We start from the raw sequence: 12,182 nt of genomic DNA on the forward strand, positions 1-12,182 counted from the left end.
TCGTAAACGGCACGCGCAAGCGGTGGGGTGCGTATGTGCTCCGGCACACCCCCGTACCCCCGTGCGTCCACGTCCGTCCGGGAAAGGCCATCACCCATGCCACTCGCGCTCCTCGCCCTGGCCATCGGGGCGTTCGGGATCGGGACCACCGAATTCGTGATCATGGGGCTGCTCCCCGAGGTCGCCTCCGAGTACGGCGTCACCATCCCCGACGCCGGCCAACTGGTCAGCGGTTATGCCCTCGGAGTCGTACTCGGTGCGCCGGTCATGACCGTCCTCGGCACCCGCGTCAGCCGTAAGCGCATGCTGATGCTGCTGATGGGCCTGTTCATCGCGGGCAACGTGACGTCCGCCCTCGCCCCCACCTTCGGTCTCATGCTCACCGGCCGGGTCGTCGCCTCGCTCGCCCACGGCGCGTTCTTCGGCATCGGGTCGGTCGTCGCCGCGGGCCTCGTCGCACCGCACAAGCGGGCCGGCGCGATCGCGATGATGTTCACCGGTCTCACGCTCGCCAACGTCGTCGGCGTACCCCTCGGAACGTACGTCGGCCAGACCACCGGATGGCGCGCGACCTTCCTCCTCGTCGCGGGCCTCGGCGTCGTCGGTCTCGCCGGGGTCGCCAGGCTCGTACCGGAGCAGCCCCGCCCCGAGGGCGTACGGATACGGCACGAGGTCGCCGCGTTCCGCAACGTCCAGGTCCTGCTCGCCATGGGGATGACCGTCCTCGGCTTCGGCGGGGTCTTCGCCGCGATCACCTACATCACCCCGATGATGACCAGGACCGCCGGCTTCGCCGCCTCCTCCGTCACCTGGCTCCTGGTGCTCCTCGGCCTCGGCATGGTGGCCGGCAATCTCATCGGCGGCCGGTACGCGGACCGTCACCTCATGCCCATTCTGTACGTGTCGCTCGGCGCCCTGTCCGTGGTCCTCGCGCTGTTCACCCTCACCGCCCACGACAAGATCGCCGCGGCCGTCACCGTCTTCCTGATCGGCGCGTTCGGCTTCGCGACCGTGCCGCCGCTCCAGAAGCGCGTTCTCGACCAGGCGTCGGGCGCCCCGACGCTCGCCTCCGCCGTCAACATCGGCGCGTTCAACCTGGGCAACGCCCTCGCCGCCTGGCTCGGCGGCCTGGTCATCGGCGCCGGACTCGGCTACACCGCGCCCAACTGGGTCGGTGCCGCCCTTGCCGCGTCCGCGCTGCTCCTCGCGGTCGTCTCGCACACCCTCGAACGCCGTGATGCCCGCGGCGGCGACATCGCCACCCCGGACACCCTGGAGACCACAGGCACCACAGACACCAACAGGACCGCTCCGACGCCGGTCTGACCGGCCGTTCCCCCCGGCGCACTCAGCTGGTCGGCGAGAGACTCTTGGCTCCCGCCCCCGCGCCAGCACCCCCGCCCGCTCCCGCACCCGCACCCCCGCCCGCCCGGCGGCCCGACGAGGCGGCGGCCCGGAACCGCCGCCCCCGGCGGGTCAGCCCCCATGGCTTCAGCACCGAGACGACGGTCATGAAGAGATACGCGGCGGTCGCCACCGACGGCGCCGCGACCAGGCTGATGTCGGGCACACCGCCGCTCTCGGCGGCTTTCCCGATCCCCGGCCGCAGCGCGAAGACCGTCGCCCCGCCGGTGACGAGCGTGATCCAGAACTTGATCCAGACCCAGTGGTACCGGGCCAGCCCCCAGGGCGTACCGAGGGAGAGCACCAGACCGCTGACGAGCGTGACCACGACGACGGGCGCGAGCAGCCACTCGGCGAAGACGTCCATCGAGCGGTAGGAGGCGTCGGCGAGAGTGGAGTCGCCGGTGGTGTAGGCGGTGATACCAAGCGTGAGCAGACCGAGGGTAAGGCCCAGCCAGCTCACGGAGACGGCGACATGGACGACGAGGAGTGCCCGGCGGACGGGCCGCTTGAGTGGTTTCACGTGGAACACGGTGTCGTGATTCGCGCCCGGGGTCGTCTGACGGCGGGAGTAACCGCCCGTACTAACCTCGGCGTACATGGACAGCCCCGGGAAGCACAGCGGCGCCCGCCCCCGCACCCTGCACCTCTTCGACCTCGACGGCACGCTGATCCGGGGATCGGCCGCCGCGGTCGAGATATCCCGGCAGCTCGGGGTGGGCCCGGAGATCGCGGAGCTGGAGCGCGAGTTCCTGACGGCGGGCCTCGCCCCGGACGAGTTCGCGGTACGGGCGAGGGAGCTGTGGGCGGAGCTCACCGACGCGCAGGTGGCGGCGGCCTTCGAGTCGGCGCCGTGGCTGGCCGGGATCCGGGAGGTCTGGGAGACCATTCGCGGGCGGGGCGACTACTGCGCCGTGATCACGCTGTCGCCGGACTTCTTCGTGGAGCGGCTGCTGCCCTGGGGCGCGCACGCCACGTACGGCTCGCGCTGGCCGGCACCGCCGTTCACCGCGCCGGTCGACCGCGCGGGGATTCTCGACACAGCCGCCAAGGTGCGGATCGCCGGGGAGCTGTGCGCGCGGTTCGGGGTCGAGCCGGCGGACTGTGTCGCCTTCGGGGACTCCATGTCCGACGCGGCGATCTTCGCCTCCGTACCGCGTGCGGTGGCGGTGAACGCGGACCACCATCTGGCCGGGCTCGCCACACACACGTACACCGGCGGCGATCTGCGCGAGGCGTTCGCCCTGCTCGACGAGGACTAGGGCCTGCCGAGCAGCGCGAAGATCCGCCGGACCGGGCACGCGAAGGGCCACCGGAGGGGACCTGAGGCGCCGGCGGGACCGCCTCTCGCGGTCAGCCCAGGTCGGGCGCGTGCATCGCCCGTACGCCTTCGATGTTGCCGTCCAGATAGTGCCGCAGCGACAGCGGTACGAGATGGACCGCGGCGATCCCGACCCGGCTGAACGGCACCCGGACGATCTCGTACTCCCCGGACGGCTCGTCGATCTCCGGCCCGTGCCGCAGCGACGGGTCCATCGATTCGAGCCGGCAGACGAAGAAGTGCTGCACCTTCACGCCGGTGATGCCGCTGGGCGGGATGTGCTCGACGGTGTCGACGAAACAGGGCACGACATCGGTGATCTTGGCGCCCAGCTCCTCGTCCACCTCGCGGTGGAGCGCCGCGACGACGGTGGCGTCGTCCGGTTCGACCCCGCCGCCGGGGGTCAGCCAGTACGGGTCCACACCCGGCTTGGTGCGCTTGATGAGGACGAGATGGTCGCCGTCGAGCAGGATGGCGCGTGCGGTGCGCTTGACCACGAGCCGTTCGGTCATGAAGAAAGGGTGGCCCGATACGCCCGGGTCGAAACACCTCCGGGCCGAGGGGCACGGACCGGGCGGCGAGCATCGTCACCAGTCGACCGAGGCGCGCAGCAGCCATTCGTGCGCCCGCGCGATGTGCGGCAGGGCGAGTGTGCCGGTGCGCACGACGAGGAAGTACGTGCGCAGCGGGGGCACCGGAGGGTCGTAGAGGGCGACGACCTCGCCCCGTTCGAGCGCGGCCTCGCAGAGGTAGCGGGGCAGTACGGCCAGTCCCGCGCCCGCCGCAGCGCTCTCCAGGACGGCGCGCAGGTCGGGGGCGATCACGGCGCCCGCGGCGGCCGGGCGTGAGTCGAAGACCGAGCCCCAGTAGCGCGAGACGAGCGGCAGGGACTCGTGGACCTCCACGACCGGCAGCTGTTCCAGTACGACATGGCCCTTGCGCAGTACGTCGTGGCCCAGCCGCGCCGCCCAGCGGGGCGAGGCGACCAGGACGTGCTCCTCGTCGCAGAGCGGTGTCGCGGTGAGCAGCCCGCCGCGTGGCCGGGCGGTAGCGATCGCGAGGTCGTGGTGTCCGGCGGCGAGCCCGTCCAGGGTCTCCTCGGCGTTGCCGAAGAAGGACGCGCGGAGCGCGAGGCCCTGGCTGATCAGCGGGGTGAGCGCGGGCAGGGCGCGTACGGAGGTGAACTCCGGCGGTCCCGCGAGATGGAGCGTCCGGACGCCCGACTCCTCGTCGAGCCCGGTCTCGGTGATCTCCACGAGGGCGTCGAGATGGGGCGCGGCACGGTGCGCGAGTTCGTCGCCGATGGTGGTGGGGGTGACCCCCCGGGCCTGGCGCAGGAAGAGCGGGCGGCCCAACTGCCTTTCCAGGGTGCGTATCTGACCCGTGACGGCGGGCTGGGAGAGCCCGAGCAGCGCGGCGGCGCGGGTGAAGGAGCCGGCCCGGTGGACGGTCACGAAGGTGCGCAGCAGGGCCAGGTCCATGTCAGCCCTCCTCAACTTCCGGCCCCACGCGGACCCGTCCCAGGGCCCGTCGCCGGAGCGTCCAACTATAAATAAGTCGATAGGCCGCTGTCGCTACTGTGATTGGACACTGACGCAGAGTCAACTAGCCTTGTGGACGTGGTTCTTCGCGCGTGGAACCCGTGGGCGGCCCGAGCCACGAGGGGGGAGGCTCGGACCGCCCGTTCCGCTAAGGGGCCCGTTCAGGGCGCCGCTTCCTCCAGTGCGCGCAGCACGTCGGCGACGAGGTCGTCGGGGTCCTCGGCGCCCACGGAGAAGCGCACGAAGCCCTCCGGCACGGCGTCGCCACCCCACCGCCCACGCCGTTCCGCGGTCGAGCGCACGCCGCCGAAGCTCGTCGCGTCGTCGACCAGCCGCAGCCCGTCGAGGAAGCGCTCGGCATGGTCGCGGTCGGGCAGGACGAACGACACCACGCACCCGAAGCGCCGCATCTGGGTGGCGGCGAGGGCGTGCGAGGGATCGTCGGGGAGCCCGGGGTAGCGCAGCCCGGTGACGTCGGCCCGTCCGCCGAGCGCCCGCGCGAGCAGCAGCGCGTTGGCGCACTGGCGGTCCAGACGCAGCTGGAGCGTGGCCAGGGAACGGTGGGCGAGCCAGGCCTCCATCGGCCCGGGGATGGCACCGGCGATCTTGCGCCAGCGCCGCACGCCCGCCGCGAGATCGGGATCCTCGCAGGTCACATGGCCCAGAAGAATATCGCCGTGGCCCGTCATGCCCTTGGTGTCGCTGGCCACGGAGAAGTCCGCGCCGAGCTCCAGGGGCCGCTGGCCGAGCGGCGTCGCCAGCGTGTTGTCGACCGCGACGAGCGTTCCCCGCTCGTGCGCCGCCGCCGCCAGCCGGCGGATGTCGCAGACGTCGAGCGCGGGGTTGGACGGCGTCTCGATCCACAGCAGCCGGGCCCCCGCCAGTACGTCGAGCTGCGCGTCGTGGGCGGTGGGCGCGGTCCGTACCTCGATGCCGTACGCCGTGAGCTGCTCCCTTACCAGCGACAGCGCCTGATAACCGTCGTCCGGCAGGACGACCGCGTCGCCGGCGCGGAGCTGGGAGAAGAGCACCGCCGAGATCGCGGCCATCCCGGAGGCGAAGGCGACCGTCTCGACGGCCCGGCCCGGGGCCTCCAGCTCGCCGATCGCCCGTTCCAGATGGGTCCAGGTGGGATTGGTGTCGCGGCCGTAGGTGTACGGGCCCGTCGGCTCACCCGGCAGATGGAAGTGGGCGGCGAACACCGGACCCGGCAGGGTCGGCTCGTACTTGACCGGGTCGGGCAGCCCGGCCCGTACCGCGCGCGTGCCGTCCCCGATCCCGTGCTCCGCCCCGGCCGCGTCGCCCGTCCCGCGCTCCACGGGCGATCAGTCCTTGTCGTCGGGGAGCGCCATGTGCAGCGCCCACGACACGATCGAGATGATGAGCCCGCCGAGCAGGGCCGTCCAGAAGCCCTCGACATGGAAGCTCAGGTCGAGCTTGTCGGCGAACCAGGAGGTCAGCAGCAGCATCAGCGCGTTCACGACCAGCGTGAACAGACCCAGCGTGAGAATGAACAGCGGCAGCGTGAACAGCTGGACGATCGGCTTGACGACAAAATTGACCACCCCGAAGATCAGCGCCACGACCACCAGCGCGAGGGCCTTCTTCCCGGTGCTGTCACCGGTCAGGGTTATGTCGTTGATCAACCAGATGGCCACCGCCAGCGCTCCCGCGTTGGCGATCGTCTTGACTACGAAATTTCTCATGGTGAGATCGTGGCATGAAGGCATTCCGACTTGACGAGCTGGAGGCGGAACGTGCCGCCAACGACGGGGCGTATCTGCAGTTTGTGCGGGAACGGAACATGTCCGTCGGCCTGTACGCGCTGGACGCCGGCACCATCGACCCGCAGCAGCCGCACCAGCAGGACGAGGTCTATCTCGTCATGAGCGGGCGAGCCTCGATCACCGTGGGTATGGAGACGACGCTGGTGGGGCGCGGCAGCGTCATATACGTGCCCGCCGGTGTTCCGCACAAGTTCCACCACATCACCGAGGACCTGCGGGTGATGGTCGTCTTCTCCCCGCCGGAGGGCTGAGCCGGGCGCCGGGCGGGCCCGCGGAGAGCCGGGGCGGACCCTCACCCGTCCCGTCAGGGTCGGATCAGGGGAGTTCCAGGGCCGTGGGACCTCCGCTTCGGACCGCGCCGCTCTAGCATCGAAGTCAGGCGGGAACGTATCTCACGTATTCACGCTGTCCGGATGCTTCAGACACTCACGGAACGAGGTAGGGACGATGGCGGTACGGGAGATTGTCGCGGGAATGCCCTGGTGGGTGAAGTGGATCGCACTGCCCGTGGTGGTTCTCGTGGTGTTCGGCGGGCTGATCGCGAGCCTCGTCGGACTGGTGATCGGGCTGCTCTTCAAGGCGCTGGTCCTGGTGGCCCTGGTCGGCGGGCTCGTCTACGGCGTACGGAAGGTCACGTCGTCGTCGTCCTCGCGCGGCGACTGGTAGGACCGCCGCCGCCCCGCTCCGGGGCGGCCCCGCACCCCCCGCCGTTAGCCCGCGCGGGGGAATGGCGGAGACGAAACCACGCCCGCCCCAGAGGCTGCCATTAGAGTGGCAAGCCTCTGCCACATCCTGCGAAAACAGCGTCCACGGTCGCTTTGACCAACGCATTGTTCGAGTTCTCGGCGCCGGACCTCAGAGTCTGTCCCGGGTCCCCCAGGGCGTGGCAGGCGCGGGGGCGGCCCCCGCGAGCGGGCGCACGCCCGTCAGTACGCCTGGGGGTGACCTTTGGCCACAGCGACCACGTCAGCTGCCCCTACCCTCATCGGTTCGGTGCGGCGCGCGCTGCGCCTGCTGGAGTCGGCCGGCGGCCATCCGAACGGCGCCCCGGCGAAACGGCTGGCCCGTGAGGCCGGCCTCCCCCTCCCCACCGCCTATCACCTGCTGCGCACCCTGACCCACGAGGGCTATCTGCGCCGGGAGAACGGCGTTTTCTTCCTCGGCGACGCGGTCGACCGCCTGGTGAGCGGCGAAGCCCCACCGGCCGGCCGGGGCCGGCGCACGATGGCCGAGTCGATGGAGCGCTGCCGCGATCTCATCGGGGCGCCGGTGTATTTCGCGGTCTACCGCGAGGGCGAGATCGAGATCGCCGCGGTGGCCGAGAGCCCCGCCGCGCCCGCCGTCGCCGAGTGGGCCGCCTTCCGAGAGACCGCGCACGCGCACGCGATCGGCCAGTGTCTGCTGAGCCAGCTCGACGAGGAGGGCCGCCGGGACCATCTGGACCGGCACCCCGTGGGCCCGCTCACCCCCTACTCGGTCGCGGACCGGCGCACGCTGCTAACGCGCCTCGGCGCCATGGGGCGTACGGGGCCGGTGCTTGAGCGCCAGGAGTACGCGCTCGGGCATGTCTGCGCCGCCGTACCGATCAGGGCGGGGGCGACGGTCGCGACGCTCGCCACGTCCGTGCCGCTGCATCAGGAGGAGAGACTGCTTCCGGCTGTCGAACGGCTGTGCAAGGAGATCGGAAGCATGATCGGCTCGCTGGAATTCTCTATCAGTATCTGAAATATCACTCCTTGTGATCCACCAGAGCGTGCCGGACGATTAAGAAGAGGATCAAGGGGCATCAATACCGGACCTTTCACCCGTCAAACCACCAAAATCACTCTGAATTTCCTACTCTCCGTAACTTTCCGTCATCCACTGCGGGGTACATGATGCGCGAGTTGGTTCAGGCCGAAGTCCTGATGAGTTTCCTCGTCTCCGAGGAGCTCTCCTTTCGAATTCCCGTGGAACTGCGTTACGAGACTTCGGATCCCTACGCGGTGCGGATGACGTTCCATCTGCCCGGCGACGCCCCGGTCACCTGGGCCTTCGGCCGGGAGCTGCTGATCGACGGCATCAACGAGCCCAGCGGCGACGGCGACGTGTACATCTCGCCGACCCAGCCGGAGGAGCTCTCCGATGTCCACATCAGGCTCCAGGTCGGCGCGGAGCACGCCCTGTTCCGGGCCAGCGCCCCGCCGTTGGTGGCCTTCCTCGACCGCACGGACCGGCTCGTCCCGCTGGGCCAGGAGATGGCGCTCGGGGACTTCGAGAGCGATCTGGAGGAGACGCTCGGACGCATTCTCGCCGAGGAGAACGCGGGCTGAGCGCCCGTACTCCCCAGGGCCGTATCCAACGCGCCGTACCCCACGGGCCGTATCCCCACGCGCCGTATCCAACGGGCCGTATCCCCACGCGCCGTACCCCGCACGGGCCGGGGTCCTCACGTCCACGCCGCGCGCTACTTCTTACGCCGCCGCCCCCCGCCGCCACCGCGCGTCCGCAGCCCGCCCAGCGGCCCCTTGGAAGGTGCCCCCGACGGCTCCCCCGAGGGCGCCCCCGCCGCGGTCTCCGGCGCCGGTCCCCCCGACGGCTCCGGCCGGTCGGCCGACACCACGAGCGCCGCGAGCGCCGTGGTCACGGGCACCGACGCGACCAGACCGATCGACCCGACCAGGGTCCGTACGATCTCCTCCGCCACCAGCTCGCTGTTGGCGACCGTCCCCACGCTCGACTGCGCGATGGAGAAGAGCAGCAGCAGGGGGAGCGCCGCGCCCGCGTAGGCCAGTACGAGCGTGTTGACCACTGACGCGATGTGGTCGCGTCCGATCCGGATGCCCGCCCGGTAGAGCGCGCGGGGCCCCATCGTCGGGTCCGCCTGACGCAGCTCCCACACCGCCGACGTCTGGGTGACCGTCACATCGTCCAGCACACCCAGCGATCCGATGATCACCCCGGCCAGCAGAAGGCCGCTCATGTCGATCTCGGGGAACAGCCCGTGGATCAGCCCGGTGTTGTCGTCCGTATTGCCCGTCAGGCTCGCCCAGCCGATGAACAGCGAGCCGAGCAGCCCGATCAGCAGCAGGGAGATCAGCGTGCCGAGCACGGCGACGGATGTACGGGCCGTCAGACCGTGGCAGAGATAGAGCGCGATCAGCATGATCGCGCTCGCGCCGACGACCGCGACGATCAGCGGATTCGAGCCCTGGAGAATCGCCGGCAGGATGAACAGCGTCAGCACGGCGAACGAGATGACCAGCGCGACCAGCGCCATCAGCCCGCGCAGCCGGCCCACCACGATCACCGCGAGCGCGAAGATCCCGGCCAGCAGAGCCATCGGCATCGTGCGGTCCACATCGGTGACCGAGTACTGGAGATCCCTCGGGGCGTCGGGCGCGTAGGCCACCACGACGTCCTGTTTCACGTGAAACTGCCGCGGCGCGTCGGGCTGGACGACCTCGACGAATCTGCGCCCCTTGTCCTTGCCGCTCTTCACCTCCACGGTCGCCTTCTCGCAGTCGCCGGTCCGCGCGCGCTGAGCCTCCCGCCCTTGGGGGGTCGACGTGTCGCCCGTGGGCGGGACCTGGGCGGCGTTCACAGCGCCGCAGTCGACCTTCTCGATCTTCACCACCTGGCCCTGCTGGGTCTGCCGGTCGAAGCCGACACCGGTGCGTTCATGGGCGGGGGTGCCGCCGGGCCAGAGCACGACGAGACCGACGACGACGGCCGTCGCGAAGGGAACCAGCACCGCGGCGATGACCTTGCGCAGATGTCTGGAGACCGGCGCGGCCGGCCCATGACTGTGCGAGTGGCCGTGCGGATCGGGTGGATGCGTGGATGGGGTCACCGACCGATCATCGCAAGAACGGCGGAGGCCCTCTGTTCAGCACGCCCGATATGGCGTTAGCGTGGTGGTGCCTTTACACACGCGGGAGCTCGGAGCACCGGGCTGAGAGGACGCTGACTGTGGAGTTCCGGGGCTTCCCCGGATCCCTGAGCTGCGTCGACCGCCGAACCTGTTACCGGGTAATGCCGGCGTAGGGAGTAGGTCTCACATGACCGTTCAGGACACACGCACGTCTGCCTCCAACGGTTCCAACGGTTCCAACGGACCCGACGGCCCCGAGGGCCCCAAGGGTTCGGACGGCTCCAGGGCCATCGGCTGGCACAAGGGATACGTCGAGGGCTCACGCCCCGACCTCCGGGTGCCGGTCCGTCAGGTGCATCTCACCAACGGCGACGACGTCACGCTGTACGACACGTCGGGGCCGTACACCGACCCCACCGTCGAGACCGACGTACGGCGCGGGCTCGCACCGCTCCGGGAGAACTGGATCGTCGGCCGCGGCGACACCGAGGAGTACGCGGGCCGCCCCGTCCGCCCCGAGGACGACGGGCTCAAGCACACCTCACCGCGCGGCGGGCTGCTCCGGAGCGGAGCGACCGATCTGCGGGGCCTCGACGCGGTCTTCCCCGGCCGCCCCCGCCAGCCGCGCCGGGGCCGCGAGGGACAGGCCGTGACCCAACTCGCGTACGCCCGCCGGGGCGACATCACCCCGGAGATGGAGTACGTCGCCATCAGGGAGAACGTCGCGCCCGAGGTCGTACGCGAGGAGATCGCCGCCGGCCGCGCCGTACTGCCGGCCAACGTCAACCATCCCGAGATCGAACCGATGATCATCGGCAAGCGGTTCCTCGTGAAGGTCAACGCCAACATCGGCAACTCCGCGGTCACCTCCTCCATCGAGGAGGAGGTGGACAAGATGACCTGGGCCACCAAGTGGGGCGCGGACACGGTGATGGACCTCTCCACCGGCCGTAACATCCACACCACCCGCGAATGGGTCCTGCGCAACTCCCCCGTCCCCATCGGCACCGTGCCGCTCTACCAGGCGCTGGAGAAGGTCGACGGCAAGGCCGAGGAGCTGACCTGGGAGATCTACAAGGACACGGTCGTCGAACAGGCCGAGCAGGGCGTCGACTACATGACCGTCCACGCGGGCGTGCTCCTGCGCTACGTGCCGCTGACCGCCCGCCGCAAGACCGGCATCGTCTCGCGCGGCGGCTCGATCATGGCGGCCTGGTGCCTGGCGCACCACAAGGAGTCGTTCCTGTACGAGAACTTCGAGGAGCTGTGCTCCATCCTCGCCTCGTACGACGTGACGTACTCCCTCGGCGACGGTCTGCGCCCCGGCTCGATCGCCGACGCCAACGACGAGGCGCAGTTCGCCGAGTTGCGGACGCTGGGCGAGCTGAACACGATCGCCAAGCGGCACAACGTACAGACCATGATCGAAGGCCCGGGCCATGTCCCGATGCACAAGATCAAGGAGAACATCGACCTCCAGCAGGAGATCTGCGAGGAGGCGCCGTTCTACACGCTCGGCCCGCTGACGACGGACGTCGCCCCCGCGTACGACCACATCACCTCCGGCATCGGCGCGGCGATGATCGCCTGGTGGGGCACGGCGATGCTCTGCTACGTGACGCCCAAGGAGCATCTGGGTCTGCCGAACCGGGACGACGTGAAGACCGGTGTCATCACGTACAAGATCGCGGCGCACGCGGCGGATCTGGCCAAGGGTCATCCGGGGGCGCAGGAGTGGGACGACGCGCTGTCGGACGCGCGGTTCGAGTTCCGCTGGGAGGACCAGTTCAACCTGGCTCTCGACCCGGACACGGCACGGGAGTTCCACGACGAGACGCTCCCCGCCGAGCCGGCGAAGACCGCGCATTTCTGTTCGATGTGCGGGCCGAAGTTCTGTTCCATGCGGATCTCGCACGACATCCGGCGTGACCACGGCGGTTCGCGGGAGGAGATCGAGGCGGGCATGGCGGCCAAGTCGAAGGAGTTCGCGGAGAGCGGCAACCGGGTCTATCTGCCCCTGGCGGAGTGAGCCGTAGTCCCGACGACGGAGGCCCCCGACCGGACGGTCGGGGGCCTCCGTGTTTTCCGGCCCCGCCACCGGGGCGCGGAGTCGGGTCCATAGGTCGTAGCGGCGACTCCCACCAAAGTGGTGGTTGAGGCCGCGAAAGGTGGGGACGGGGCGGAATGACTTGTACCGGGGAGTGGCGGAAGTATCGGATGAGTCCTGTAGTCGGCAGGCGGCAGCGCGCTTCACCGACATCCCCGACGTCCCGAGG

At 70.1% G+C, this 12,182-nt stretch carries 13 protein-coding genes and 1 riboswitch; of the genes, 7 read left to right on the forward strand and 6 right to left on the reverse strand.

All coding sequences use genetic code 11. The features are described 5' to 3' along the window. Positions 1-96 precede the first annotated feature (96 nt). The gene (locus ACFWU9_RS28375) at positions 97-1,326 is read left to right on the forward strand and encodes an MFS transporter (RefSeq protein ID WP_384323338.1); all 1,230 of its coding nucleotides are present in this window, start codon (positions 97-99) and stop codon (positions 1,324-1,326) included. 22 nt (positions 1,327-1,348) lie between these two features. Here the strand turns inward: ACFWU9_RS28375 and ACFWU9_RS28380 are convergent, their stop codons facing one another. Further along, positions 1,349-1,927, reverse strand: coding sequence for a DUF2269 domain-containing protein (locus ACFWU9_RS28380; protein ID WP_384323340.1), 579 nt, complete (start codon positions 1,925-1,927; stop codon positions 1,349-1,351). A gap of 76 nt (positions 1,928-2,003) precedes the next feature. Here ACFWU9_RS28380 and ACFWU9_RS28385 point away from each other — a divergent pair, with 76 nt between their 5' ends. Beyond that, positions 2,004-2,666, forward strand: a complete 663-nt coding sequence (locus tag ACFWU9_RS28385) for an HAD family hydrolase (RefSeq protein ID WP_384323342.1) — start codon at positions 2,004-2,006, stop codon at positions 2,664-2,666. A 91-nt stretch (positions 2,667-2,757) separates the two neighbouring features. On the opposite strand, the gene ACFWU9_RS28390 is transcribed toward ACFWU9_RS28385, so the two are convergent. The 4 genes from ACFWU9_RS28390 to ACFWU9_RS28405 form a co-directional block, all read right to left on the reverse strand. Beyond that, positions 2,758-3,237 (reverse strand): NUDIX domain-containing protein, encoded by a 480-nt coding sequence (locus tag ACFWU9_RS28390; RefSeq protein ID WP_384323344.1) that lies wholly within the window; start codon positions 3,235-3,237, stop codon positions 2,758-2,760. A gap of 75 nt (positions 3,238-3,312) precedes the next feature. Continuing rightward, complete coding sequence (locus tag ACFWU9_RS28395; protein WP_384323346.1) at positions 3,313-4,206, reverse strand: LysR family transcriptional regulator; 894 nt, start codon at positions 4,204-4,206, stop codon at positions 3,313-3,315. Between the two features lie 221 nt (positions 4,207-4,427). Next, positions 4,428-5,585, reverse strand: a complete 1,158-nt coding sequence (locus ACFWU9_RS28400; RefSeq protein WP_384323348.1) for a cystathionine gamma-lyase — start codon at positions 5,583-5,585, stop codon at positions 4,428-4,430. A gap of 6 nt (positions 5,586-5,591) precedes the next feature. Further along, a complete protein-coding gene (locus ACFWU9_RS28405; RefSeq protein WP_384323350.1) occupies positions 5,592-5,972 on the reverse strand; it encodes a phage holin family protein in 381 nt (126 codons plus the stop codon). 14 nt (positions 5,973-5,986) lie between these two features. Here ACFWU9_RS28405 and ACFWU9_RS28410 point away from each other — a divergent pair, with 14 nt between their 5' ends. The 4 genes from ACFWU9_RS28410 to ACFWU9_RS28425 all read left to right on the forward strand — a co-directional run bounded on the left by ACFWU9_RS28410 (position 5,987) and on the right by ACFWU9_RS28425 (position 8,365). Continuing rightward, positions 5,987-6,304, forward strand: a complete 318-nt coding sequence (locus ACFWU9_RS28410) for a cupin domain-containing protein (protein WP_384323352.1) — start codon at positions 5,987-5,989, stop codon at positions 6,302-6,304. A 196-nt stretch (positions 6,305-6,500) separates the two neighbouring features. Continuing rightward, complete coding sequence (locus ACFWU9_RS28415; RefSeq protein WP_384323354.1) at positions 6,501-6,719, forward strand: DUF5326 family protein; 219 nt, start codon at positions 6,501-6,503, stop codon at positions 6,717-6,719. A gap of 327 nt (positions 6,720-7,046) precedes the next feature. Next, positions 7,047-7,778 carry an IclR family transcriptional regulator gene (locus tag ACFWU9_RS28420; RefSeq protein WP_384323356.1) on the forward strand — a complete coding sequence of 244 codons (732 nt, stop codon included), beginning with the start codon at positions 7,047-7,049 and terminating at the stop codon, positions 7,776-7,778. 152 nt (positions 7,779-7,930) lie between these two features. Further along, a complete protein-coding gene (locus ACFWU9_RS28425) occupies positions 7,931-8,365 on the forward strand; it encodes an SsgA family sporulation/cell division regulator (protein ID WP_384323358.1) in 435 nt (144 codons plus the stop codon). 134 nt (positions 8,366-8,499) lie between these two features. Here ACFWU9_RS28425 and ACFWU9_RS28430 read toward each other — a convergent pair whose 3' ends face one another. Further along, positions 8,500-9,885, reverse strand: coding sequence for a YibE/F family protein (locus tag ACFWU9_RS28430; RefSeq protein WP_384323360.1), 1,386 nt, complete (start codon positions 9,883-9,885; stop codon positions 8,500-8,502). 71 nt (positions 9,886-9,956) lie between these two features. Further along, positions 9,957-10,099: riboswitch (TPP riboswitch) on the forward strand. Between ACFWU9_RS28430 and thiC the strand changes: the two genes are divergently transcribed. After that, positions 10,094-11,935, forward strand: coding sequence for a phosphomethylpyrimidine synthase ThiC (gene thiC, locus ACFWU9_RS28435; RefSeq protein WP_384323362.1), 1,842 nt, complete (start codon positions 10,094-10,096; stop codon positions 11,933-11,935). Its footprint overlaps the riboswitch before it by 6 nt. The last annotated feature ends 247 nt before the right edge of the window (positions 11,936-12,182 follow it).

Source organism: Streptomyces sp. NPDC058653 (assembly GCF_042716895.1).
GTDB lineage: Bacteria > Actinomycetota > Actinomycetes > Streptomycetales > Streptomycetaceae > Streptomyces.

What these genes read in the sequence shown, in the direction of transcription:
- ACFWU9_RS28415 (WP_384323354.1), top strand. Translation starts at nt 6,501, where the DNA reads ATGGCGGTACGGGAGATTGTCGCGGGAATGCCCTGGTGGGTGAAGTGG.
- ACFWU9_RS28385 (WP_384323342.1), top strand. Translation starts at nt 2,004, where the DNA reads ATGGACAGCCCCGGGAAGCACAGCGGCGCCCGCCCCCGCACCCTGCAC.
- ACFWU9_RS28395 (WP_384323346.1), bottom strand. Translation starts at nt 4,206, where the DNA reads ATGGACCTGGCCCTGCTGCGCACCTTCGTGACCGTCCACCGGGCCGGC.
- ACFWU9_RS28410 (WP_384323352.1), top strand. Translation starts at nt 5,987, where the DNA reads ATGAAGGCATTCCGACTTGACGAGCTGGAGGCGGAACGTGCCGCCAAC.
- ACFWU9_RS28390 (WP_384323344.1), bottom strand. Translation starts at nt 3,237, where the DNA reads ATGACCGAACGGCTCGTGGTCAAGCGCACCGCACGCGCCATCCTGCTC.
- ACFWU9_RS28425 (WP_384323358.1), top strand. Translation starts at nt 7,931, where the DNA reads ATGCGCGAGTTGGTTCAGGCCGAAGTCCTGATGAGTTTCCTCGTCTCC.
- thiC (WP_384323362.1), top strand. Translation starts at nt 10,094, where the DNA reads ATGACCGTTCAGGACACACGCACGTCTGCCTCCAACGGTTCCAACGGT.
- ACFWU9_RS28405 (WP_384323350.1), bottom strand. Translation starts at nt 5,972, where the DNA reads ATGAGAAATTTCGTAGTCAAGACGATCGCCAACGCGGGAGCGCTGGCG.
- ACFWU9_RS28375 (WP_384323338.1), top strand. Translation starts at nt 97, where the DNA reads ATGCCACTCGCGCTCCTCGCCCTGGCCATCGGGGCGTTCGGGATCGGG.